Below are 22,958 nucleotides of genomic sequence, written 5' to 3'. Positions count from 1 at the left end.
TATCAGCGAGTGGCAAGCGCGTGCCCGGTGATACCGGGCCTGCAACAAATGTGCAGCGAGAGGATAGCGCGGTATTCGTAGGCCGGGCAAGGCGGTAGCCGCCGCCCGGCAGAAATGCGGGTATGGTGCTGAAAGCGGGTTGCCATCCGTCTCCGGTTGTCGCAGCGGCGCGTCTTTTATGGCGCGCAGAGCGTGATGACGCAGTCCCCTGCCTTAATCCACTGTAGCTGATACTCCCCGGCGGAGAGCCGAAGCCGCAGGTTTCCTTCCTTTATATATGTAACCTCAAAGTCGCTGAAACCTATCCTGGCCTGGATCGCCGAATGGCTGGCCTTAAACGCGCTCTCTTTTGCCGAAAACGCCAGCGTCAGCGCCAGCTCAGGCGGCAGGCCGCTGGCGTCCAGCCGTCTTTTTTCCGCGCTATTGATGATGCTGCTTTCCAGTTCCGCCGCCAGCGAAGGCGCCATGACTCGTTCGATATCAACGCCGACCGGCCCGGCGGAGACAACCGCCAGCGCGCTGCGTTCGCAGTGGCTGATGCTGCCGTACCACGGCGCGGGCCACAGGGGCTGGCGTTGGTCACCAATGGCAGGCACCTCTTTTTCACCCACTTCCCGCAGCGCGTAAACCGCGGCGATACGCCCGGCGAGATGCTCGGACTGCCGCTTGCGGACGCAGCCGCTTAACCGGGCATGATGCGGGAGCCAGAGGAGGTCTTCAGGCTGGAAGGTCAACGGGTCGAAATCCACCCGCTGCAGCGAGTGACCGGCAAGTTGAATGATCGAGTGTTGGATGTGCATCAGGCGATGTTAACAGATTCTCCCTTCCGCCCTCTATGGGAAGAGGGCGGGGGAACGGTAGACAATCAGAAGTGGGTATTGACGCTCATATACCAGGTGCGGCCTGATTCGTTATAGGTATTGGCGCCAGCGCCAGCCATATAAGAAACATCGGTCAGGCTACCGGTGGTTTGCGCATTACCCGCGCGCCAGTGGCGCTTGTCGAAGACGTTATCCACGCCGCCGGTCAGGCTGACGTTTTTGGTCACATCCCAGGTGGCGCTCAGGCCAACGATGCTGTACGGGCTGACTTCGTCCGTTTCAGAACCCTCCGCCGGTTGACCTTTGTAGTTATATTTCTTCGGCTGCTGCTTGCCGTACCAGGTGAAGGTCGACTGTACGGAAATATCCTGCTGAATCTGCCAGCTCAGGGTAGAGTTCAGGGTGTATTCCGGAATAATCGACAGACGATCGCCGGTTTCCTTGTTTTTACTTTGCAGCATATAAGTGATGTTATTGGTCCAGTTCACCGTTTCGCTGACCGGCACGTTCAGGGTGCCTTCCAGACCTTCAACCACCGCTTTCGGCACGTTTTCCCACTGATAGATATCGGTTTTGACGTTACCTTTCGACGTTTTTGCAATCGGCGCGTAGCCCGCTTCGATTTTATCGCGGTAGTCGTTGCGGAACCAGGTCACCCCCGCCAGCCAGCCGTCGCGCTTAAACTCAAGGCCAATCTCTTTGTTGATGCTGGTTTCGGCTTTCAGGTCATCGTTACCCATCATGTAGCAACCGGTGCCGTTATCGCTGGCGTAGCAGCCCTGGCCTTTACTATAGAGAATATAGTTCGGGTTAGTTTGGTACAGGCTCGGCGCTTTGTAGGCGCGGGCGATGCCCATTTTTAACGTGAAGTCATCCCACAGACCCTGAGACAGGTTCAGCGACGGGCTCCAGTTGTTGCCGACGATCGTGTGATGATCGAAACGCAGCGCCGGCGTCAGCATGGTGGTGTCGGTCAGCTCCACGTTGTCTTCGGCAAACAGGGAGAAGATCTCGGCCTTCGAGTACGGGCTACGGCCGGTGCTGTCATAGCCGTCGATATCGCCGCCCATAAAGGTCTGGGTATTTGACGCCAGATCCTTCATCCGCTGCTGATTCCACTCGGTGCCCAGCGTCAGGTTCTGGTTGAACACCAGATCCAGAGGAATGTTGACTTCGCTGTGCAGCATCACGTCGGCGAGGTCGATATCGCTGAACTGGTTGCTGTTGAAGATACCTTCCGTGCCGCCCGCCAGACCTTCGCCTTTACGCGAGTTACGGGTACGTTCGTACTGGGCCCAGTTGCTGGTGGTCACGCCGTTATCCCAGCCGCCGTTCCAGGTGACGGAGTAAGTCTGGCGATAGAGGCGGTTCGTCTCTTTACCGTAGTTCTCTTTCACCAGATCGTTGGTATTGGTGTTCTGCGTATCGCCCGCGTAGAGGTTGCCCTGACGGCTGTAGCCGGATTCAAACTCCAGCGACTGCATCGGGGCGAAATCCCAGCGCACGACGCCGTTAATGTTCTTATTTTTCACCCCTTCGCGCCCGGCAGGCATGGTATTGGCATAGGCGCCGGTACGCTCGGACTGATGTCCGTCGTTGATATCCCAGGCATCGGCCTGGGTTTTGTCGAGGTTGCCCAGCAGGCGGAAGCTGAAATCGCCGCCCAGCGGGCCGCTGAGGCTAAAGTTGGTGCGTTTAGTCGAGCCTTCGTCTTTATGCTCCGGGGCGTTCATGTAGGTATTCCATGAACCGTGCCATTCGCCGTCGCTCTTCTTGGTGATGATATTGACCACGCCGCCCGCCGCGCCGTTGCCGTAGCGCGCGGCCGCCGGGCCGCGAATGACTTCAATACGTTCGATCAGCTCCGGCGGTACCCATGAGGTATCGCCGCGGGTATCGCGCTCGCCGCGCCAGCCCAGACGTACGGAGTTGCGGCTGGTCACGGGCTTGCCGTCAATCAGGATCAGGGTGTTTTCCGGGCCCATGCCGCGAATATCAATCTGGCGATTGTTGCCGCGCTGGCCGCTGGTGGAGTTGCCGGTCAGGTTAACGCCGGGCATGGTACGAATAATTTCCGACACGTCGCGCGCGGGCGGGCGTTTACGAATTTCGTCCGCGGTAATGGTTGAAACGCCGGGGGCCTGCAGGTTCTGCTCGGCGGCGGTGACGACCATGGTTTCATCAGCGGCTGCGGCTTTGCTATCGGAGGCCGTTTCCGCCGCGCTCAGCGGAAAGGCAGCCCCGTAGATTCCCAGATTGACCAGCAAGGCCAGGGATTTGATCCTGTTATTCATTGTCATTCCTGCTTTTCGTCGCCGCCTTCCCCAAAGGCCCTTCCCGTCGGGAGGGGAGGCGGAATCAATAGTGCCGGTAGAGGGCAAAGGCATTCCGTCGCTGGCTAAATGAGCCCTCTCTGACATGTTTATTTTTGAAAGACGCGCTTCCCACAGCGCGCTAATACGCTATTGCAAATGAAAATAGTTATCAATAATATTATCAATAAATATTGCGTTTATTAATGCGTTTGTTGATAAATGTCACGATAAACATAGGGTTGAAAAGGAATGCATAAGACAGGATGCGACGACTGGTGGCGTACTATCTCCGGTCCGCAAATAGAGGCCGTGGACGACGCGTATCGGGTGACCTTCTGGTGGCGCGATCCGGCGGGCGACGAAGCGTCTTCGGCAACCCGGCGGGTGTGGATTTATATTACCGGCGTGACTGACCATCATAAAAACGCCGTGCCGCAAACGCTGCAGCGCATTCCCGGCACCGATGCCTGGCGCTGGCAAACCACGCTTTCTCCCACCTGGCGCGGCAGCTACTGCTTTATCCCTTCCGCGCGCGACGACGATTTTTCTCCTCAGCTTTTTAACGGCGACAGCCCGGACCGCGCGCTGCTGCGCGAAGGCTGGCGCAAGCTGCTGCCGCGGGCGATTGCCGACCCACTTAATCCGCAAAGCTGGAAGGGCGGGCGCGGTCACGCGGTCTCCGCGCTGGAGCTGCCGGAAGCCCCTGAGCAGCCGGGCTGGGCGCTGCGCGATGAGCCTTATCAGCCTCCGATCTGCATTGAGTGGCGCAGCCAGCGGCTCGGCAACCGCAGACGAATATGGATTTACGCCACCGGCGACGCGCAGCCGCAGCAGCGCCCGCTGGCGATCCTGCTCGACGGCCAGTTCTGGGCCGAAAGCATGCCGGTATGGTCGCCGCTGGCGGGCTTAACCCGCGAAAAACGGCTGCCGCCGGCGGTTTATCTGCTGATTGACGCGATTGATAACCCGCACCGGGCCGCAGAGCTGCCCTGCAATGACGCGTTCTGGCTGGCGGTACAGGAAGAGCTGCTGCCAATGGTTCACCGGCTAGCGCCTTTCAGCGATCGCGCCGATCGCACGGTGGTCGCGGGTCAGAGCTTTGGCGGCCTGGCGTCGATGTTCGCCGCCCTCTACTGGCCCCAGCGCTTTGGCTGCGTGCTCAGCCAGTCCGGCTCCTACTGGTGGCCGCATCGCGGCGGCGTGCAGACGGGCCTGCTGATTGAGCGGCTCAGCCGCGGCGAATTACATCCGCAAGGGCTACGCATCTGGCTGGAGGCCGGCGTTCGCGAGCCGATCATTTTTCGCGCGAACCAGGCGCTGCTGACGCATCTGGAACAGCAGACGATTTTCTGGCGTCAGGTTGACGGCGGGCATGATGCGCTGTGCTGGCGCGGCGGGCTGACGGCGGGGCTCATCCAGCTGTGGCAGCCTTTATGCCGTGACGAGTAGCAAACCGCGCTTTACGAGGAATTTGACATGCAATTCAGTAATCCCTTCGACAATCCACAAGGGCAGTTTTACATCCTGCGCAATGAGCAGCAGCAGTACAGCCTGTGGCCGCGCCACTGCGCGCTGCCGCAAGGCTGGTCGGTAGAGTGCCCGCCGCAGTCGTTAGAGGCGTGCAACGCCTGGCTGGCGGCGAACTGGTCTACCTTGAGCCCCGCCCACCATGCGTCCTGAGGAGCCGATAATGACCACACGTTTACCGCTGGTTGCGGCGCAGCCTGGGATCTGGATGGCGGAGCGCCTCTCGACGCTGCCCGGTGCCTGGAGCGTCGCCCACTATGTTGAGCTGCGCGGCGATATTGACCCGGTCCTGCTCGGGCGGGCGATTATCACCGGGCTGTCGCAGGCCGACACCCTCAGCATGCGCTTTTGTGAAGATAACGGCGAAGCCTGGCAGTGGGTCGATGAACATCGCATTTTTGCCGAGCCGGACTGTCGGGATCTGCGCGCGTTGAGCGATCCGCACGCCGCGGCGCTGGCGCTGATGCAGGCCGACCTCGGGCAGAATCTGCGGGTGGACGGCGGTAATCCGCTGGTCTGCCATCAGCTGCTGCGGGTAGGGGATAAGTGCTGGTACTGGTATCAGCGTTACCACCATTTGCTGGTCGATGGCTTCAGCTTCCCGGCCATTACCCGCCAGATCGCCGCAATTTATCGCGCCTGGCAGCGCGGTGAAGATACGCCCGCCTCGCCGTTTACGCCCTTTGCTGAGGTGGTGGAAGAGTACCAGCGCTATTACGGCAGCGACGCCTGGCAGCGTGACAAACGGTTCTGGCAGGCGCAGCGTCAGGCGCTGCCGTCCCCGGCCTCGCTGTCGGACGCGCCGCTAGCGGGAAGGGCGACCAGCAGCGATATCTGGCGCATGAAGCTGGAGGCGGATGCCGGCGTCTTTAGCCGGCTGGCGGCAAGTGCGCCGCAGTGCCAGCGCGCGGATCTGGCGCTGGCGCTGACCGCCCTGTGGCTGGGACGGCTTTGCAGCCGAACGGAGTATGCCGCAGGCTTTATTTTTATGCGTCGTATGGGCTCCGCGGCGCTCACCGCCACCGGTCCGGTGCTCAACGTTCTGCCGCTGGCGGTCACCATTGACGCCGGGGAAACGCTGCCGGAGCTGGCCGCGCGTCTTGCCGGACAGCTGAGGAAAATGCGCCGCCATCAGCGCTATGATGCCGAACAGATTGTCCGCGACAGCGGCAAGGCGGCGGGCGATGAACCACTGTTTGGCCCGGTGCTTAATATTAAAGTTTTTGATTATCAGCTAGATATCGATGGCGTACAGGCGATAACCCATACCCTGGCGACCGGTCCGGTCAACGACCTGGAGCTGGCGCTGTTCCCGGATGAAGCCGGTGGCCTGTCTCTGGAGGTGCTGGCCAATAAGCAGCGTTATGATAAACAGACGCTGGGCAACCATATCGCCCGACTTTCCGCGCTGCTGGCGCAGTTTGCCGATAATCCGGCCCTGCGCTGCGGCGACGTGAATATGCTATCGGCGGCGGAAGCGGAGCAGCTACGGCGGGTGAACGCCACCGCCGTCGATCTGCCGCTCACCACCCTGAGCGCCCTGGTGGCGGAGCAGGCGGCGAAAACCCCGGATGCCCCGGCGCTGGCGGACGGCCGCTGGCAGTTTAGCTACCGCGAGATGCGCCAGCAGGTGGTGGCGTTGGCTGAACAGCTTCGCGCGCGGGGCGTCAAACCGGGCGATAGCGTGGCGGTGGCGCTGCCGCGTTCGGTATTCCTGACCCTGGCGCTGCACGGCATCGTTGAAGCCGGCGCCGCCTGGCTGCCGCTGGATACCGGCTATCCCGACGATCGTCTGCGGATGATGCTGGAAGACGCCCGGCCGTCGCTGCTGATTACCTCTGAAGATCAGCGGGCGCGCTTTAGCGATATTCCCGGCCTCGAAAGCTTGTGCTACCAGCAGCCGCTGGCGACGGCGGATGCCGCGCCGCTGGCGCTCTCGCAGCCGGAGCATACCGCGTATATCATCTTCACTTCCGGCTCGACGGGGCGACCGAAAGGAGTCATGGTCGGGCAAACCGCCATCGTCAACCGCCTGCTGTGGATGCAGGACCACTATCCGCTCACCGCCGATGACGTGGTGGCGCAGAAAACGCCGTGCAGCTTTGATGTATCGGTATGGGAGTTCTGGTGGCCGTTTATCGCCGGCGCGCAGCTGGTGATGGCCGAGCCGGAAGCCCATCGCGATCCGCTGGCGATGCAGCAGTTTTTTGCCCGCTACGGCGTGACCACCACCCACTTTGTGCCGTCGATGCTGGCGGCGTTTGTCGCTTCGCTGGATACGGAAAATGTCGCCTCCTGCCAAACCCTGCAACGAGTATTTTGTAGTGGTGAAGCGTTGCCGACAACGCTGTGCCGGGAGTGGGAATCACTGACCGGCGTGCCGTTGCATAACCTGTATGGACCGACGGAAGCGGCGGTGGACGTCAGCTGGTATCCGGCCTGCGGGCCTGCTCTGGCGGCGGTAACCGGCGCCAGCGTGCCGATTGGCTGGCCGGTATGGAATACCGGATTGCGTATTCTGGATGCATCGATGCGCCCGGTACCGCCGGGCGTGGCGGGGGATCTCTACCTGACCGGCATTCAGCTGGCGCAGGGTTATCTCGGGCGTCCCGATTTAACCGCCAGCCGCTTTATCGCCGATCCTTACGCGCCGGGCGAGCGCATGTACCGCACCGGCGACGTTGCCCGCTGGCTGAATAACGGCGCCGTCGAGTATCTCGGGCGCAGCGACGATCAGCTAAAAATCCGCGGCCAGCGGATCGAACTTGGGGAAATTGATCGCGCAATGTCGGCGCTGCCGGACGTTGCGCAGGCGGTGGCTCACGCCTGCGTCTTCAACCAGGCGGCGGCGACCGGGGGCGATGCCCGCCAGCTGGTGGGCTATCTGGTTTCTGAATCCGGCCTGCCGCTGGATACCGAGGCGCTTAAAGCGCGGCTTGACGAACAGTTGCCGCCGCATATGGTGCCGGTGGTGCTGATTCAGCTGCCGGCGCTGCCGCTGAGCGCCAACGGTAAGCTGGATCGCAAAGCGCTGCCGCTGCCGACGCTGAGCCGTGTAAGCCGCGGTCGTCCGCCGGAGCCGGGCGTTGAGACCACCGTTGCCGCAGCGTTCAGCCAGCTGCTGGGCTGCGAGGTGAACGATATCGACGCCGATTTCTTCGCCCTCGGCGGCCATTCGCTGCTGGCGATGCGTCTGGCGGCGACGCTCGGCCGCGAACTGCAACGCCAGGTGACGCCGGGGCAGGTGATGGTCGCTTCTACCGTCGGCAAGCTGAGCGCGCTGCTGGTATCGGATCTCAGCGATGAGCAGGCGCAACGGCTGGGTTTCGACGCGATCCTGCCGCTGCGCGGGAGCGACGGCCCGACGCTATTTTGCTTCCACCCGGCTTCCGGTTTTGCCTGGCAGTTCAGCGTGCTGGCGCGTTATTTAAACCCGCGCTGGTCGATCGTCGGCATTCAGTCGCCGCGACCGCACGGACCGATGGCGACGGCGGCGGATCTGGATGCGGTCTGCGAGCATCATCTGCAAACCCTGCTTTCGCAGCAGCCCCACGGCCCCTATTATCTGCTGGGCTATTCGCTCGGCGGCACCCTGGCGCAGGGAATTGCCGCCCGCTTACGCCAGCGCGGCGAAGCGGTGGCGTTTCTCGGCCTGCTGGATACCTGGCCGCCGGAAACGCAGAACTGGGCGGAGAAAGAGGCCAACGGTCTGGATCCTGAGGTGCTGGCGGAGATCGCCCGCGAGCGCGAGGCGTTTCTTGCCGCTCAGCAGGGGCAGGCTTCCGGCGAGCTGTTCCGCGTGATCGAGGGTAACTACGCCGACGCGGTGCGCCTGCTGACCACCGCGCACAGCGCGAAGTTTGACGGTAAGGCGACGCTGTTTGTGGCGGAGAAAACCCGTCAGCCCGGGATGGATCCGCAGAGGGTCTGGAGGCCGTGGGTCGGTGAGCTGGAGGTATTTAGCCAGGATTGCGCCCACGTGGATATTATCTCCCCGCAGGCCTTTGAGGCGATTGGCCCGGTGCTCAGGGAGATATTGGGGTAGGTATAGATGAACTCCCGGGTTGCAGATGGTGGTGAACCCGTAGCCCGGTCAGCGAAGCGCCACCGGGGAAGCAAACCGCAGAGCATTTCAGACCTGGCACATTTCCCGGAGGCGGCGCTTGACGCGCCTGTCCGGGCTACCGGCCCGCAGAAGGCGGTGAACCCGTAGCCCGGCTAAGCGTAGCGCGAGCCGGGAGTCTCTACTTTCGACCCAGCGGCACCACCAGCGGCGTATGTGCCACCGGATCTTCAATAATCGTACAGCGCAGGCCGTAAATCTTCTCGATCAGCGCCGCGTTGACAATCTCCTTCGGCGCGCCTTCGGCGACGATTTTACCCTCGCGCAGTGCAATCAAATGGGTAGCGTAGCGGCAGGCCTGGTTTAGATCGTGCAGCACCGCCGCCAGCGTATAGCCTTTCTGCTGATTCAGCTCGCTCAGTAGCTCAAGCAGATCGATCTGATGGCTGATATCCAGCCAGGTGGTGGGCTCATCGAGCAGCATAATCGCCGTCTCCTGGGCCAGCACCATGGCGATCCACGCCCGCTGGCGCTGGCCGCCGGATAGCGTATCGACGCTTTGTCGCGCCAGATCGGTAATACCGGTGGCCTTCATCGCTCTGCTGACCGCCTCTTCATCCTCTTTGCGCCAGCGGGTAAAAAGCGGCTGGTGCGGATAGCGCCCGCGGGCCACCAGCTCCTGGACCGTAATATCCCCCGGGGTGGTGGCGTTCTGCGCCAGCAGGCCGATGCGTTTGGCAACCTCTTTACTGGCGTAACGCTGGATCTGCTCGCCGTCGAGATAAACATGACCGCTGGCGGGCGTCATCAGGCGGCTCAGAGTGCGCAGCAGCGTCGATTTACCACAGCCGTTGGGGCCAATAATGGCGGTAAAGTGGCCGTCGGGAATGGTGACGTTCAGCGATTCGGCGATGGTTTTTTTGCCGTACGCCAGGGTCAACTGGTCGCCGCGCAAACGGGAGGTTACAGCGGTCATTTTTTGCGGGACTCCTGAATTAATAACCCGATAAGGTAGATGCCGCCAATGCTGACGGTCACCACGCCCACCGGTAACTGATAGGGCATAAACAGACGCTGCGCGCAGTAGTCAGACAGCGCCAGCAGCAGGGCGCCGCATAGCGCCGCCTGCGCCAGCCCCCAGCGGGCGGTACCGCTAAGGCGCCGCGCGATATGCGGCGCCACGAGGGCGATAAACGAAATCGGCCCGGCGAGCGCGGTAGCGGCGGCGGTCAGCACCACCCCGACCAGCATCAGCAGCAGCCGCGAGCGTTCAACCCGCACGCCCAGCGCGCAGGCGGTGTCGTCGCCCATCTCCAGCAGCCGCATACGCCGCGCCAGCAGCGCCCCGCACGCCAGCATCAAGAGAATCAGCGGCGCGGAGGGCCAGGTTTTCCCCCAGGTCAGACCGTTAAGCGAACCGGCATACCACAGCCCGGCGGAGAGGGCGGTTTCCAGCGAAGCGCGCAGCAGCAGCCAGGTGTTGAACGCCACCAGCATGGCCCGCACGCCGATACCGATTATAATCAGGCGAAAGGTCTCAATGCCGTTGCGCCACGCCAGCAGCCAGACCACCAGCGCGGTGAGAATACCGCCAACCATTGCCGCCATGGCGATAGCCGCCAGGTTCTGGCCGAACATCACCATCGCCACCAGCACGCCGCTCCAGGCCCCGGTGTTGAATCCCATCACGTCCGGGCTACCCAGCGGGTTACGGGTCAGCGACTGGAAAATCGCGCCGCTGACGCCAAGGGCGGCGCCGATCAGCAGCGCCATCAGCACGCGCGGCAGTCGCCACTCGGTCACCACCAGGGTGACGTTACGCGGCGCATCGCCGAGCAGCGCGGAGATAACCTGTTCAACGCTTAACGGCACCAGGCCGCTACCCAGCCCCCACAGGGAGACCAGCACGCTGGCGACCAGCAGCAGCAGACAGCTCAATATCAGGCGACGAGAAGGCGCAATCACATGCCACCTCCGCGCGGCTGGCGGCGCACCAGCCAGATCAGCACCGGCGCGCCGATAAAGGCGCTGACCACCGAAACCCGCAGTTCGCCGGGCACCAGCAGGCGCCCCAGTACGTCGGCAAACAGCAGCAGAGCGGGGGTCGCCAGCAGGGTCACCGGCAGCGACCAGCGATGATCCGCGCCCACCAGCCAGCGGGCCATATGCGGCATCATCAGGCCGATAAAGGCGATTGGCCCAACCACCGCCGTGGCGCTACCGCACAGGACCGTAATCGCGAGCAGACCGATAAGCTGAGTCCGCGCGACGCGGCTGCCGAGGGCGGTGGCCGTATCGTTACCGAGGCTCAGGCTGTTTAAGGCCCGACTCAGCAGTAGGGTCACCAGACCGGCCATCAGCACCGGGATTAGCACAATTTTCAGGGTTTGCAGGGTGCGCACGTCCAGCGAGCCCGCCTGCCAGAAGCGCAGTTGGTCATAGACGTCAGGATTAAGCAGCGCGATACCGCTGGAAAGCCCTTCCAGCACCGCCGCCAGGGCGACCCCCGCGAGGGTCAGACGCACGGGGCTAAGCTGTCCGCCGCCCTGGCTGCCGGTAAAGGCGACCAGCAGCGAGGCGCCGAACGCGCCGCAAAAGGCCATCAGCAGCTGCTCCTGCGGCGAGGAAAGGCCAAACAGCGCCGCGCCGAGCACGATAGCGAAGCTGGCGCCGGAGTTGACGCCAAGGATCCCCGGGTCCGCCAGCGGGTTGCGGGTCAGCGTTTGCATCAGCGCGCCGGCCAGACCCAGCGCGCCGCCGGCCAGCAGCCCGGCGAGGGTTCGCGGCAGCCGGGCATCAAGGACGATGGTGCAATCGGCGCTCTGGCAGGTGCCGGTGAAGGCATCGAGGACGACGCTAAACGGTAGGGGTTTGGCGCCGATCAACAGGCTGAGCGCAACGGCGATGATTAAAACGATTAAAAGACCCGGCACGGCAAAGGCGCGCGCCGCGGTCGTGGAACACGACATGGCTTACATCCCTGGCATGATAATGATAGTAATTATCGTTATCGATTCTATTCAGTTATGTTAGCATGTGCACCCATAAAAATGGTATGGAAAATAATAACAAGGCGCTGTCATGAACCGACAATCCTGGCTGCTGAATCTCAGCTTGTTGAAAACTCACCCGGCCTTTCGCGCCGTCTTTATCGCTCGTTTTATTTCAATCCTGTCGCTTGGCCTGCTGGGCGTGGCGATCCCGGTGCAAATCCAGATGATGACCCATTCGACCTGGCAAGTGGGGCTGTCGGTGACCTTGACCGGCGCTTCAATGTTTGTCGGTTTGATGATCGGCGGCGTGCTTGCCGACCGCTATGAGCGCAAGCGTTTGATCCTGCTGGCGCGCGGCACCTGCGGGATTGGCTTCGTTGGGCTGTGCCTGAACGCCATGCTGCCGGAGCCGTCGTTAATCGCCATCTATCTGCTCGGTATCTGGGACGGTCTGTTCGCTTCTATTGGCGTGACCGCGCTGCTGGCGGCGACGCCGGCGCTGGTTGGCCGGGAAAATCTGATGCAGGCCGGGGCGATCACCATGTTGACGGTGCGGCTGGGCTCGGTGATTTCGCCGATGATTGGCGGTCTGCTGCTGGCAACCGGCGGCGTGGCCTGGAACTATGGCCTGGCGGCGGCGGGAACCTTTATCACCACGTTGACCCTCCTGCGTTTACCGCTGCTGGCGCCGCCGCCGCAGCCGCGCGAGCACCCGCTGAAATCGCTGAACGCGGGGCTGAAGTTTCTGTTTAACAGCCCGCTTATCGGCGGCATCGCGCTGCTTGGCGGCCTGCTGACGATGGCCAGCGCGGTGCGCGTGCTCTATCCGGCGCTGGCCGGAAGCTGGGAAATGTCGGCGTCGCAGATTGGCCTTTTGTATGCCGCGATCCCTCTCGGCGCGGCGCTCGGAGCGTTGACCAGCGGGCAACTGGCGCAGACGGCGAGGCCGGGCGTGCTGATGCTGGCGACCACCGTCGGCTCGTTTGTGGCGATTGCGCTGTTCAGCCTGATGCCGGTGTGGGAGCTGGGCGCGCTGTGTCTGGCGCTGTTTGGCTGGCTGAGCGCGATAAGCTCGCTGCTGCAATATACGCTGATTCAGACCCAGACCCCGGAAAATATGCTCGGGCGCATCAACGGTCTGTGGACCGCGCAGAACGTGACCGGCGATGCGATAGGCGCGGCGCTGCTCGGCGGACTGGGCGCGATCCTGACGCCGGTGGCCTCGGCGAGCGCCAGCGGTTGGGCGCTGGTGATTGTAGGCGCGGTGCTGGTGGGGCTGTTACGCGAACTGCGCCGCTTTCAGCGCCCGGAAGTGGTCAGCGAAAGTTAACTCCGCTGGGTTTCCCGGCGGCGATGCTGCGCATCTGTCCGGGCTACGCGTCCCCAGCGGTCTGCGGTCCTGTAGCCTGGTCAGGCGCTTTGCGCCGCCCCCGGGAGATCGGCTTAGGCAAAGAGAGCTGCTAAACGCTGCAGCACCAGAACGGCGCTGTAGTAATCCAGGCGGAAGGTTTCCGTCCCTAGCGGATAAACGCGTTTGCCTTCGACCGCTGGCAGATGCGCCAGCAGCGGGTTGGCGTCAATCGCGTCGGCGTCCTTTTGGTCGCCGGCGAACAGGAACAGGCTCTGGCCATTAAGCCCGGCGGCCAGATTCTCCCCGCCCAACTGCACGATATCATGACGTTTTCCCTGGCTCTGGCTGGCATGCAGCCCGCCGGGCAGGTCGGCGAGGGTAAAGCCTAACTGCTCGAGCAGCTGTCCCTGAGCGGATTCTTTGGTCCAGATATTGGCGCTATGGGCCGCGGCGGTATAGACCAGCGCGGTGACCGGCTGCGGCGGCAGCTTCATTTTCTCTTTCAGCGCCGCCAGCTTTTTATCAAACTCCGCGATTCTCTCCGCCGCCTGTTTTTCGTGGCCGGTAATCTCCCCCAGTTGGGTCAGCAGGGCCTGCCAGCTTTTATCATCGTAGTTAATGATAAGCGTTGGAGCGATGGTGGAAAGCTGGTCGTAGAGCGTCATCGCCGAATCGCCGCCGGTGGCGCTAATCAGAATCAAATCCGGCATTTGCGCGGCGACGGCCTCAGCGCTCGGTTCGCCAATATAGAGGCGTGAGAGCTTGCGCGCTTTCGCCACCTCGCTCCATTGCCGCAAAAAACCCTGGCCATCGGCGACGCGGTTATTGGGCGTCGTGGCCCCGCTGGCCACCACCGGCGCGTCAATCGCCAGCAGCGAGCCGGTCAGCGTCACGCTGGTGGAAACAATGCGCAACGGCTGGCTTTCCAGCGTATGTGTTCCGCGGCTGTCGGTAATCTGTCGTGGCCAGTCTGCCGCCAGCGCTGAGCTAATTCCTAAAATCGCCAGGCCGCTGGCGAGGAGGGTACGGCGGCAAAAGGTGGAGAAATTCACGTATTCGCATCCTGATTGAGTGGTGATAAATGCTTCTCATTTTCAGCTTTGCGCCGCGTGGATGCAAGTCTATACCCTAATAATTCGAGTTGCAGGAAGGCGGCAAGTGAACGAATCCCGATGAGCTTACTGTAGTAAGTGATTCGGGTGAGCGAACACAGCCAACACACCTGCAACTTGAAGTATGACGGGTATAAGTCGCACAACATGCTACCTGTACGGTTGACATAAAGCGCAATACCTTTTAGGTTAGCCAACCAAAATATAAATGATAATTATTCGTAATATCTTTATCGTTTTTGGAGGATGATATGGAAACGTCTTTGGCTGAGGAAGTTCGGGAGAAAAAAATGACCCTGCCGCCGGAAAGCTTCTTCTTTATGTCGCCGTACCGCAGTTTCACCACCGCTGGCTGCTTTAGCCGATTCTCTCATCCCGCCGCCGAAGGCGATGATCCGAACGGAGAGTTTCAGCAAAAAATGGCCGCTGCTTTTAAAGCGGCGCGAACTGCCGGGATCGCCAGGCCGGTGATGGTCGGCGCCATTCCGTTCGATACCAGCGAGCCCTCCGAGCTGTTTATCCCCGCGAGCTGGACAGCATTCTCCCGCACTGAAAAGCAGCACTCCGCGCGCTATGCGTCGGGGCAAAATCCGATGGATGTCGTGCAGCGCCGGGAGATCCCCGAGCAGGATACCTTTATGGCGATGGTGGCGCGCGCGGCGGCCCTCACCGCGACGCCGGAAGTGGACAAGGTAGTCCTGTCGCGCCTGATTGATATCACCACCCGCGAACGAGTCGATAGCGGGGCGCTGCTCAAGCGCCTGATCGCCCAGAACCCGGCCAGCTTTAACTTCCACGTGCCGCTCTCAGACGGCGGCGTGCTGCTGGGCGCAAGCCCAGAGCTGCTGCTGCGTAAAGAAGGCGCGCATTTCAGCTCTCTTCCGCTGGCCGGTTCTGCCCCCCGCCAGCCGGACGATGTGCTGGATCGTGAAGCAGGGCACAGGCTGCTGGCGTCGGAAAAAGACCGCCATGAACATGAGCTGGTGACTCAGGCGATGAAGGCCGTATTAGCGCCGCGCAGCAGCGAACTCTCTCTGCCGGACTCTCCGCAACTGATCACCACGCCGACCCTGTGGCATCTGGCGACGCAGATTCAGGGTACCGCGCTGGCAAACGAGAATGCCATGTCGCTGGCCTGCCTGCTGCATCCGACTCCGGCGCTGAGCGGTTTCCCGCATCAGGCGGCGAAACGCCTGATCGGCGAACTGGAGCCGTTCGACCGCCAGCTATTCGGCGGCATTGTCGGCTGGTGTGATGATGAAGGCAACGGCGAGTGGGTAGTGACCATCCGCTGCGCGCGCCTGCAGCAGCGCACCCTGCGGCTATTTGCCGGCGCAGGTATCGTTCCGGCCTCTTCGCCGTTGGGCGAGTGGCGCGAAACTGGCGTCAAATTGACCACCATGCTGAACGTATTCGGCTTGCAATAAGGGACGATGATGATCGAATTTACCCGCTGGCCGGAAGCGTTCGCGGCCCGCTATCGGCAAAAAGGTTACTGGCAGGATCTGCCGTTAACCCATCTGATTACCCGTCATGCGGAAAACGACGCCCCGGCGATTATCGACGGCGAAAGAAGCTACAGCTATCGTGAATTCAACCACCTGGTGGATAACCTCGCTTCCTCGCTGCAGCGTCTTGGCCTGAAGCGCGGCGAAACGGCGCTGGTGCAGCTGGGCAACGTCGCGGAATTCTATATTACCTTTTTCGCGCTGCTGCGCATTGGCGTGGCGCCGGTCAACGCGCTGTTCAGCCATCAGCGTAGCGAGCTGAACGCCTACGCCGCGCAAATTGAACCCGCCTTACTGATTGCCGACCGCGCACATGCGCTGTTTGCCGATGATGATTTTCTTAACGCTTTTGTTACGCAACATCCGTCGGTACGCGTGGTGCTGCTGCTGAACGACGACGGCGAGCAGAGCCTGACGGCGGCCATTGAGCGCGCTGACGATAGTTTCGTTGCGCATCCGACGCCTGCCGACGAAGTGGCTTTTTTCCAGCTTTCCGGCGGCAGTACCGGGACGCCGAAGCTCATTCCACGTACGCATAACGACTACGACTACAGCATTCGCCGCAGCAACGAGCTGTGCGGCGTGAGCGCCGAAACGCGCTACCTGAACGCGCTTCCCGCCGCCCACAACTACGCGATGAGCTCGCCGGGTTCATTAGGCGTGTTCCTCGCGGGCGGCGTGGTGGTGTTAGCGCACGATCCGAGCGCGACCCTCTGCTTCCCGCTGATAGAAAAGCACCAGATCAACCTGACCTCGCTGGTTCCCCCCGCGGTCAGCCTGTGGCTACAGGAGATCCATGACGCCGGCAGCAATGCTCAACTGCAATCGCTGCGACTGTTGCAGGTGGGCGGAGCGCGCCTGTCAGCGACCCTCGCCGCGCGCATTCCGGCGGAAATCGGCTGCCAGCTGCAGCAGGTCTTCGGCATGGCGGAGGGGCTGGTGAACTATACCCGCCTCAACGACAGCCCCGAGCGCATCATCAACACCCAGGGCTGTCCGATGTGCCCGGATGACGAAGTGTGGGTGGCCGATGCCGACGGTAATCCGCTGCCGCGCGGCGAAGTCGGACGCCTGATGACCCGCGGGCCTTACACCTTCCGCGGGTACTACAAGAGCCCGCAGCATAATGCCGAAGCCTTTGATGCCGAGGGCTTCTACTGTTCGGGCGATCTGATTTCGATCGATGAAGCGGGCTACATCACCGTGCAGGGGCGGGAAAAAGATCAGATCAACCGCGGCGGCGAGAAGATCGCGGCGGAAGAGATCGAAAACCTGCTGCTGCGCCACCCTTCGGTGATCCACGCGGCGCTGGTCAGCATGGAAGATAGCCTGCTCGGTGAAAAAAGCTGTGCGTATCTGGTAGTGAAAGAGCCTCTGCGTGCGGTGGCGGTGCGCCGCTTCCTGCGTGAACAAGGGGTCGCAGAATTTAAACTTCCGGACCGCGTGGAGTGCGTTGATGCGCTGCCGCTGACGCCGGTGGGCAAAGTCGATAAAAAACAATTACGTCAGTGGCTGGCTGAACGCAAGCTGGGCTGAAGGAGAAGACAGAATGGCAATCCCAAAATTACAGGCTTACGCGCTGCCGGAAGCCAGCGATATCCCGGCGAACAAAGTGAACTGGGCATTTGAGCCGTCCCGTGCCGCGCTGTTGATCCACGATATGCAGGAGTATTTCCTCAACTTCTGGGGCGAAAACAGCCCGATGATGGAGAGAGTAGTGGCCAACATCGCCGCCCTGCGCGAGTTCTGCAAACAGAACCATATTCCGGTCTTTTACACCGCTCAGCCGAAAGAGCAGAGCGATGAAGACCGCGCGCTGCTGAACGACATGTGGGGACCGGGCCTGACCCGTTCGCCGGAACAGCAGCAGGTGATTGCCGCGCTCGCGCCGGACGACAGCGACACGGTGCTGGTGAAATGGCGCTACAGCGCGTTTCATCGCTCGCCGCTGGAGGAGATGCTGAAAGAGGCGGGGCGCGATCAGCTGATCATCACCGGCGTTTACGCCCATATCGGCTGTATGACCACTGCGACTGACGCGTTTATGCGCGATATTAAACCATTCTTTGTCGCTGATGCGCTGGCCGATTTCAGCCGTGAAGAGCATCTGATGGCGCTCAACTACGTGGCGGGCCGCTCCGGTCGCGTGGTGATGACCGAAGAGCTGCTGCCGCTGCCGGCATCGAAAGCGGCGCTGCGCGCGCTGGTGCTGCCGCTGCTCGATGAATCCGATGAACCGATGGATGACGAAAACCTGATCGACTACGGCCTGGATTCGGTACGCATGATGGCGCTCGCCGCGCGCTGGCGTAAAGTTCACGGCGATATTGACTTCGTGGTGCTGGCGAAAAACCCGACCATTGATGCCTGGTGGGCGCTGCTTTCCCGCGAGGTGAAATAATGAATGGACTCGATTTTCACGGCCAGACCGTGTGGATCACCGGGGCGGGCAAGGGGATCGGCTACGCCACCGCCCTGGCGTTCGTTGAGGTCGGCGCGCAGGTAACCGGCTTCGATCTGGCGTTCGACGGTGAAAGCTATCCGTTCGCCACCGAGACGCTGGATGTCGCCGACGCGCGGCAGGTGGCGCAGGTCTGCGGTCGCCTGCTGGCTGGCATTGAACGGCTGGATGTGCTGGTCAATGCCGCCGGCATTTTACGGATGGGGCCGACGGATGCGCTGAGCCTGGAGGACTGGCAACAGACCTTCGCCGTCAACGTCGGCGGGGCGTTTAACCTGTTCCAGCAGACGATGGCGCAGTTTCGCCGCCAGAAGGGCGGGGCGATTATCACCGTGGCTTCCGACGCCGCACATACCCCGCGTATCGGCATGAGCGCTTACGGCGCTTCGAAAGCAGCGCTGAAGAGCCTGGCGCTGACCGTCGGCCTGGAGCTGGCGGGCAGCGGGGTACGCTGTAATCTGGTTTCTCCTGGCTCGACCGACACCGACATGCAGCGGACGCTGTGGGTCAGCGACGACGCTGAACAGCAGCGTATTCGCGGCTTCGGCGAGCAGTTTAAGCTGGGCATTCCGCTGGGCAAAATCGCCCGTCCACGGGAGATTGCCAATACCATTCTGTTCCTCGCCTCCGCTCACGCCAGCCACATCACGCTGCAGGATATCGTGGTGGACGGCGGCTCGACGCTGGGAGCATAAATGGCCTGGAAACGTCAGCTGACGCTGGATGCGCTTAATGCGACCAGCGCGAATACGATGGTGGCGCATCTGGGCATCGTTTATACCCGGCTGGAAGAGGGGGTACTGGAGGCGGAAATGCCGGTCGATACGCGAACCCATCAGCCGTTCGGGCTGCTGCACGGCGGCGCCTCCGCCGCGCTGGCAGAAACCCTCGGTTCAATGGCCGGATGGTTGATGACCGAAGAGGGGCAGTGCGTAGTAGGCACCGAGCTCAACGCCACCCACCACCGGGCGGTTTCCAGCGGTAAAGTGCGCGGTGAATGTCGACCGCTGCACCTGGGGCGTCAGGGCCAGAGCTGGGAAATTGCGGTGTTCGACGAGCGGGGGCGCCGCTGCTGCACCTGCCGGCTGAGTACGGCGATCCTCGGCTGAGGCATAGCCTGTTCCCGGGTCGCGCAGCGCTTACCCGGGCTACGGGTAACGCGCCGTCTGTGGTTCCGGACAACTCACCGTCGTCTGCGGTGTGCTTCCCCGGTGGCGCTGCGCTGACCCAGGCTACGGGTTCACCGTCATCTGCGGACCGGTAGCCCGGGTAAGGCGTTTACGCCGCAACCCGGGGATACGCCGGGATGAATGTATCGGTGCGTTTTCTTCCCGGGTCGCGCAGCGCTTACCCGGGCTACGGGTTCATCATCGTCTGCGGACCAGTAGCCCGGACAGGCGCGTCAAGCGCCGCCTCCGGGAAACAGACCGCGATGCAGTTACAGATTATCCTCTCCGTTTTCATCTCTTTTCCTGCCAGAAGTGATCTCGCTTGCAATGTGAGATAAATCCTTGCCGTCATGCGACATCCGCAACGTTTCAAAGTTGTTAAAATTCACATTATGTTCTAGAAACAACTTGTAACATCCTGATTACCCTACAGTGGAACACAATGATGAATAATTCAGGGAAATACCTCATCTGGACACTGCTCTCCGTTATCGGAGCCTTTGCCCTGGGCTATATCGCGCTAAACCGGGGTGAACAGATCAACGCGCTGTGGATTGTCGTCGCGGCAGTCTGCGTCTATCTGATCGCCTATCGCTTCTACGGCCTGTATATCGCTAAAAATGTACTGGCGGTCGACCCGACGCGCATGACCCCGGCGGTGCGTCACAACGACGGCCTCGACTACGTTCCGACCGACAAAAAAGTGCTGTTCGGCCACCATTTTGCGGCCATTGCCGGCGCGGGGCCGCTGGTCGGCCCGGTGCTGGCGGCGCAAATGGGCTACCTGCCGGGAATGATCTGGATTCTCGCGGGCGTGGTGCTGGCCGGGGCGGTACAGGACTTTATGGTGCTGTTCGTCTCCACTCGCCGCGACGGACGTTCGCTCGGCGAACTGGTGAAAGAGGAAATGGGCCCGACCGCCGGCGTACTGGCGCTGGTGGCCTGCTTTATGATCATGGTGATTATCCTCGCGGTACTGGCGATGATCGTGGTGAAAGCGCTGACCCACAGCCCGTGGGGGACTTACACCGTAGCCTTTACCATCCCGCTGGCGATTTTCATGGGGATCTATATTCGCTATCTGCGCCCTGGGCGCATTGGCGAAGTGTCGGTGATTGGCCTGGTGATGCTGGTGTTCGCCATCATTTCCGGCGGCTGGGTGGCGGAAAGCCCGACCTGGGCGCCGTGGTTTGATTATACCGGCGTGCAGCTCACCTGGATTCTGGTGGGCTACGGCTTTATCGCCGCCGTGCTGCCGGTCTGGCTGCTGCTGGCGCCGCGCGACTACCTCTCCACCTTCCTGAAAATCGGCACCATCGTCGGCCTGGCGATCGGTATCCTGATCATGCGTCCAACGCTGACGATGCCGGCTCTGACCAAATTTATCGATGGCACCGGCCCGGTGTGGAGCGGCAGCCTGTTCCCGTTCCTGTTTATTACCATCGCCTGCGGCGCGGTTTCCGGCTTCCATGCCCTGATCGCCTCCGGCACCACGCCGAAAATGCTGGCCAATGAAGGCCAGGCCTGCTTTATCGGCTACGGCGGCATGCTGATGGAGTCCTTCGTGGCGATTATGGCGCTGGTGGCGGCCTGTATTATCGACCCGGGCGTCTATTTCGCGATGAATAGCCCGATGGCGGTGCTGGCTCCGGCGGGCGTGACCGATGTGGTGGCGTCGGCGGCGCAGGTGGTGAGCAACTGGGGCTTTACCGTGACGCCGGATACCCTTAACCAGATCGCTCACGAAGTGGGAGAGCAGTCGATTATCTCCCGCGCGGGCGGCGCGCCGACGCTGGCGGTAGGCATGGCCTACATTCTGCACGGTTCGCTGGGCGGCCTGATGGATGTCTCCTTCTGGTATCACTTCGCCATTCTGTTCGAGGCGCTGTTTATCCTGACCGCGGTGGATGCCGGTACGCGCGCGGCGCGCTTTATGCTGCAGGATCTGCTGGGGGTGATAAGCCCCGGCCTGAAGCAAACCAGCTCGCTGCCGGCGAACCTTCTCGCCACGGCGCTGTGCGTGCTGGCCTGGGGCTACTTCCTGCATCAGGGCGTGGTTGACCCGCTCGGCGGCATCAACACGCTGTGGCCGCTGTTTGGTATTGCTAACCAGATGCTGGCGGGGATGGCGCTGATGCTGTGCGCGGTGGTACTGTTTAAGATGAAGCGCCAGCGCTATGCATGGGTCGCGCTGCTGCCGACCTCATGGCTGCTGATTTGTACCCTGACCGCGGGCTGGCAAAAGTCGTTCAGCACCGACACCAAAGTCGGCTTCCTGGCGATTGCCAACAAGTTCCAGGCGATGATCGACAGCGGAAATATTCCGCCGCAGTACACCGAGTCGCAGCTGGCGCAGCTGGTGTTTAACAACCGTCTGGATGCCGGGCTGACCATCTTCTTTATGGTGGTGGTTGTGGTGCTGGCGCTGTTCTCGATTAAGACCGCGCTGGCGGCGCTGAAAGAGGACAAACCGACGGCGAAAGAGACCCCGTACCAGGCGATGCCTGCCGATGCCGATAGCCTGGTGACCCAGGCGAAACGCGCTCACTAAGCCATCACGTTATCGCCCCTCTTTGAAAGAAGGGGGGGCGATTATGAGAGTTGAAAATGTTTGATACCCTTTCGAAAGCAGGAAAATATTTAGGCCAGGCGGCGAAAATGATGATCGGCGTCCCGGATTACGACAACTACGTGGAGCATATCCGCGCGACCCACCCCGAGCAAACGCCGATGACCTATGAAGAGTTTTTCCGCGAGCGTCAGGACGCGCGCTACGGCGGTAAAGGCGGCGCGAAGTGCTGTTAACCCTCTTTCGGCAGATACAAGCTGATCTGCTCCTGCGTGCAGCCGTAAATGGCCGCCAGCTTTTCGCGGGTGCGCTTTTGCGGGCGGGAGTCGATAGCTTCTAGCTGGGAAACCGCCGACTGGCTAATCCCGAGCTTATTGGCCACCTCCTGCTGCGACAGGCCGCGCAAAATGCGCCACGCCGCCTGCAGGCTGACTTTCTCTTTATCCATGATGTCGCAGACGTCACCCGGCAGCATCACGTTGTCGTAGATATCGTGTTCTACCGGAATATCTTCAAGATCGGCTTCCGTTTCATCATCCAGCTCGGCTAGCTGCAAACACATCTGGAAGTATTCGTTGTAGGGGATCACCGCGTACTGCGCTTTCCCTTCATCATCCTTAATTATCTGAACAGCCATATGGCATATTCTCCTCATGCAAATAGGTTGTTGAGGTTCTGCGCTTAACGGACACGATAAACAGGTCGCTCAGCGTCAGCCCCTGACGTGTGAAAATGACCCGATAATCCCCTACCCGAAGACGGTAATGATTCTCTGGTTTAGATAACTTTCTGACATCGGGCCGAGGAGCCGTACGGTCACCTAAATCAGCTAGCCTGCTTTTGATTCTCTGCTGATAGCGATAATCGATATTTGCCAGTTCCTTTTTTGCCACTTTTGACCAGATGAGCATGCTATGTACCTCCACTGTACACCTCAGTTGAACATAAGAAAATAATAAGTTTATAAGATAATTTTGTTACTTTCTTATGAGGGTACCCTAACGCAGAATCGTCTTCTGGCGAAGGCAGAAAAATCAGCTTTGCGAGGCGGCTCGAAAGCGCCTCCGCC

The 22,958-nt window shown here is 61.3% G+C and carries 20 protein-coding genes; 11 read left to right on the top strand and 9 right to left on the bottom strand.

The genetic code is table 11. From position 1 onward, the window contains the following. Positions 1–2: 2 nt before the first annotated feature. The 3 genes from K7H21_RS20365 to K7H21_RS20355 all read right to left on the bottom strand — a co-directional run bounded on the left by K7H21_RS20365 (position 3) and on the right by K7H21_RS20355 (position 3,115). The gene (locus K7H21_RS20365; protein ID WP_162626022.1) at positions 3–146 is read right to left on the bottom strand and encodes a hypothetical protein; all 144 of its coding nucleotides are present in this window, start codon (positions 144–146) and stop codon (positions 3–5) included. 30 nt (positions 147–176) lie between these two features. After that, the gene (entD, locus tag K7H21_RS20360) at positions 177–800 is read right to left on the bottom strand and encodes an enterobactin synthase subunit EntD (RefSeq protein WP_004130314.1); all 624 of its coding nucleotides are present in this window, start codon (positions 798–800) and stop codon (positions 177–179) included. Positions 801–865: 65 nt separating this feature from the next. Beyond that, positions 866–3,115 carry a TonB-dependent siderophore receptor gene (locus K7H21_RS20355; RefSeq protein ID WP_142469096.1) on the bottom strand — a complete coding sequence of 750 codons (2,250 nt, stop codon included), beginning with the start codon at positions 3,113–3,115 and terminating at the stop codon, positions 866–868. Between the two features lie 270 nt (positions 3,116–3,385). On the opposite strand from K7H21_RS20355, the gene fes reads away from it, so the two are divergent. From fes to entF, 3 genes are read left to right on the top strand one after another with little or no spacing between them, the layout of a single operon-like run. Then, the gene (fes, locus tag K7H21_RS20350) at positions 3,386–4,585 is read left to right on the top strand and encodes an enterochelin esterase (protein ID WP_223035310.1); all 1,200 of its coding nucleotides are present in this window, start codon (positions 3,386–3,388) and stop codon (positions 4,583–4,585) included. A 27-nt stretch (positions 4,586–4,612) separates the two neighbouring features. Beyond that, positions 4,613–4,816 carry an MbtH family protein gene (locus K7H21_RS20345; protein WP_049113610.1) on the top strand — a complete coding sequence of 68 codons (204 nt, stop codon included), beginning with the start codon at positions 4,613–4,615 and terminating at the stop codon, positions 4,814–4,816. 10 nt (positions 4,817–4,826) lie between these two features. Next, the gene (gene entF / locus K7H21_RS20340) at positions 4,827–8,708 is read left to right on the top strand and encodes an enterobactin non-ribosomal peptide synthetase EntF (protein WP_223035309.1); all 3,882 of its coding nucleotides are present in this window, start codon (positions 4,827–4,829) and stop codon (positions 8,706–8,708) included. A 199-nt stretch (positions 8,709–8,907) separates the two neighbouring features. Here the strand turns inward: entF and fepC are convergent, their stop codons facing one another. From fepC to fepD, 3 genes are read right to left on the bottom strand one after another with little or no spacing between them, the layout of a single operon-like run. Then, entirely contained in the window at positions 8,908–9,702 is a 795-nt protein-coding gene (fepC, locus tag K7H21_RS20335; RefSeq protein ID WP_004130322.1) for an iron-enterobactin ABC transporter ATP-binding protein, read from the bottom strand. Beyond that, positions 9,699–10,691: an iron-enterobactin ABC transporter permease gene (gene fepG / locus K7H21_RS20330; RefSeq protein ID WP_004130323.1), complete on the bottom strand. Its 993-nt coding sequence runs from the start codon at positions 10,689–10,691 to the stop codon at positions 9,699–9,701. Before fepG ends, fepC begins: the two co-directional genes overlap by 4 nt. Next, a complete protein-coding gene (fepD, locus tag K7H21_RS20325; protein ID WP_087828685.1) occupies positions 10,688–11,695 on the bottom strand; it encodes a Fe(3+)-siderophore ABC transporter permease in 1,008 nt (335 codons plus the stop codon). Before fepD ends, fepG begins: the two co-directional genes overlap by 4 nt. Positions 11,696–11,807: 112 nt before the next feature. Here fepD and entS point away from each other — a divergent pair, with 112 nt between their 5' ends. Continuing rightward, positions 11,808–13,049, top strand: a complete 1,242-nt coding sequence (gene entS, locus K7H21_RS20320; RefSeq protein WP_223035308.1) for an enterobactin transporter EntS — start codon at positions 11,808–11,810, stop codon at positions 13,047–13,049. Between the two features lie 113 nt (positions 13,050–13,162). Here the strand turns inward: entS and fepB are convergent, their stop codons facing one another. After that, positions 13,163–14,122: a Fe2+-enterobactin ABC transporter substrate-binding protein gene (fepB, locus tag K7H21_RS20315; protein WP_049113738.1), complete on the bottom strand. Its 960-nt coding sequence runs from the start codon at positions 14,120–14,122 to the stop codon at positions 13,163–13,165. Positions 14,123–14,433: 311 nt separating this feature from the next. On the opposite strand from fepB, the gene entC reads away from it, so the two are divergent. The 7 genes from entC (at position 14,434) to K7H21_RS20280 (ending at position 22,125) form a co-directional block, all read left to right on the top strand. Further along, entirely contained in the window at positions 14,434–15,609 is a 1,176-nt protein-coding gene (gene entC, locus K7H21_RS20310; protein ID WP_223035307.1) for an isochorismate synthase EntC, read from the top strand. 9 nt (positions 15,610–15,618) lie between these two features. After that, positions 15,619–17,226 (top strand): (2,3-dihydroxybenzoyl)adenylate synthase EntE, encoded by a 1,608-nt coding sequence (entE, locus tag K7H21_RS20305; protein ID WP_004130333.1) that lies wholly within the window; start codon positions 15,619–15,621, stop codon positions 17,224–17,226. A 13-nt stretch (positions 17,227–17,239) separates the two neighbouring features. Then, positions 17,240–18,091, top strand: coding sequence for an enterobactin biosynthesis bifunctional isochorismatase/aryl carrier protein EntB (gene entB, locus K7H21_RS20300; protein ID WP_004130335.1), 852 nt, complete (start codon positions 17,240–17,242; stop codon positions 18,089–18,091). Next, complete coding sequence (gene entA / locus K7H21_RS20295; protein ID WP_223035306.1) at positions 18,091–18,846, top strand: 2,3-dihydro-2,3-dihydroxybenzoate dehydrogenase EntA; 756 nt, start codon at positions 18,091–18,093, stop codon at positions 18,844–18,846. Before entB ends, entA begins: the two co-directional genes overlap by 1 nt. After that, a complete protein-coding gene (gene entH / locus K7H21_RS20290) occupies positions 18,847–19,260 on the top strand; it encodes a proofreading thioesterase EntH (RefSeq protein ID WP_223035305.1) in 414 nt (137 codons plus the stop codon). Positions 19,261–19,765: 505 nt separating this feature from the next. Next, complete coding sequence (gene cstA, locus K7H21_RS20285; RefSeq protein ID WP_032742073.1) at positions 19,766–21,871, top strand: pyruvate/proton symporter CstA; 2,106 nt, start codon at positions 19,766–19,768, stop codon at positions 21,869–21,871. A gap of 56 nt (positions 21,872–21,927) precedes the next feature. Beyond that, the gene (locus K7H21_RS20280; RefSeq protein ID WP_004130340.1) at positions 21,928–22,125 is read left to right on the top strand and encodes a YbdD/YjiX family protein; all 198 of its coding nucleotides are present in this window, start codon (positions 21,928–21,930) and stop codon (positions 22,123–22,125) included. Here K7H21_RS20280 and K7H21_RS20275 read toward each other — a convergent pair. Beyond that, positions 22,122–22,526 carry a helix-turn-helix domain-containing protein gene (locus K7H21_RS20275; RefSeq protein ID WP_004130341.1) on the bottom strand — a complete coding sequence of 135 codons (405 nt, stop codon included), beginning with the start codon at positions 22,524–22,526 and terminating at the stop codon, positions 22,122–22,124. The two genes, K7H21_RS20280 and K7H21_RS20275, sit on opposite strands and share 4 nt — an antisense overlap. Further along, a complete protein-coding gene (locus tag K7H21_RS20270) occupies positions 22,507–22,800 on the bottom strand; it encodes a type II toxin-antitoxin system RelE family toxin (protein ID WP_071889425.1) in 294 nt (97 codons plus the stop codon). The genes K7H21_RS20275 and K7H21_RS20270 overlap by 20 nt, the downstream gene beginning before the upstream one ends. Positions 22,801–22,958: the final 158 nt, after the last annotated feature.

Origin of the sequence: Klebsiella sp. CTHL.F3a (genome assembly GCF_019890895.1) — a bacterium.
GTDB lineage: Bacteria > Pseudomonadota > Gammaproteobacteria > Enterobacterales > Enterobacteriaceae > Klebsiella > Klebsiella grimontii.
The sequence above is the reverse complement of the archived record's forward strand: the minus strand, read 5'-3'. Positions and strand labels throughout refer to the sequence as shown.

What these genes read in the sequence shown, in the direction of transcription:
- K7H21_RS20355 (WP_142469096.1), bottom strand. Translation starts at nt 3,115, where the DNA reads ATGAATAACAGGATCAAATCCCTGGCCTTGCTGGTCAATCTGGGAATC.
- entE (WP_004130333.1), top strand. Translation starts at nt 15,619, where the DNA reads ATGATCGAATTTACCCGCTGGCCGGAAGCGTTCGCGGCCCGCTATCGG.
- entF (WP_223035309.1), top strand. Translation starts at nt 4,827, where the DNA reads ATGACCACACGTTTACCGCTGGTTGCGGCGCAGCCTGGGATCTGGATG.
- entD (WP_004130314.1), bottom strand. Translation starts at nt 800, where the DNA reads ATGCACATCCAACACTCGATCATTCAACTTGCCGGTCACTCGCTGCAG.
- K7H21_RS20280 (WP_004130340.1), top strand. Translation starts at nt 21,928, where the DNA reads ATGTTTGATACCCTTTCGAAAGCAGGAAAATATTTAGGCCAGGCGGCG.
- entA (WP_223035306.1), top strand. Translation starts at nt 18,091, where the DNA reads ATGAATGGACTCGATTTTCACGGCCAGACCGTGTGGATCACCGGGGCG.
- entC (WP_223035307.1), top strand. Translation starts at nt 14,434, where the DNA reads ATGGAAACGTCTTTGGCTGAGGAAGTTCGGGAGAAAAAAATGACCCTG.
- K7H21_RS20275 (WP_004130341.1), bottom strand. Translation starts at nt 22,526, where the DNA reads ATGGCTGTTCAGATAATTAAGGATGATGAAGGGAAAGCGCAGTACGCG.
- K7H21_RS20345 (WP_049113610.1), top strand. Translation starts at nt 4,613, where the DNA reads ATGCAATTCAGTAATCCCTTCGACAATCCACAAGGGCAGTTTTACATC.
- fes (WP_223035310.1), top strand. Translation starts at nt 3,386, where the DNA reads ATGCATAAGACAGGATGCGACGACTGGTGGCGTACTATCTCCGGTCCG.
- K7H21_RS20365 (WP_162626022.1), bottom strand. Translation starts at nt 146, where the DNA reads ATGGCAACCCGCTTTCAGCACCATACCCGCATTTCTGCCGGGCGGCGG.
- fepD (WP_087828685.1), bottom strand. Translation starts at nt 11,695, where the DNA reads ATGTCGTGTTCCACGACCGCGGCGCGCGCCTTTGCCGTGCCGGGTCTT.
- entS (WP_223035308.1), top strand. Translation starts at nt 11,808, where the DNA reads ATGAACCGACAATCCTGGCTGCTGAATCTCAGCTTGTTGAAAACTCAC.
- entH (WP_223035305.1), top strand. Translation starts at nt 18,847, where the DNA reads ATGGCCTGGAAACGTCAGCTGACGCTGGATGCGCTTAATGCGACCAGC.
- K7H21_RS20270 (WP_071889425.1), bottom strand. Translation starts at nt 22,800, where the DNA reads ATGCTCATCTGGTCAAAAGTGGCAAAAAAGGAACTGGCAAATATCGAT.
- fepC (WP_004130322.1), bottom strand. Translation starts at nt 9,702, where the DNA reads ATGACCGCTGTAACCTCCCGTTTGCGCGGCGACCAGTTGACCCTGGCG.
- entB (WP_004130335.1), top strand. Translation starts at nt 17,240, where the DNA reads ATGGCAATCCCAAAATTACAGGCTTACGCGCTGCCGGAAGCCAGCGAT.
- cstA (WP_032742073.1), top strand. Translation starts at nt 19,766, where the DNA reads ATGAATAATTCAGGGAAATACCTCATCTGGACACTGCTCTCCGTTATC.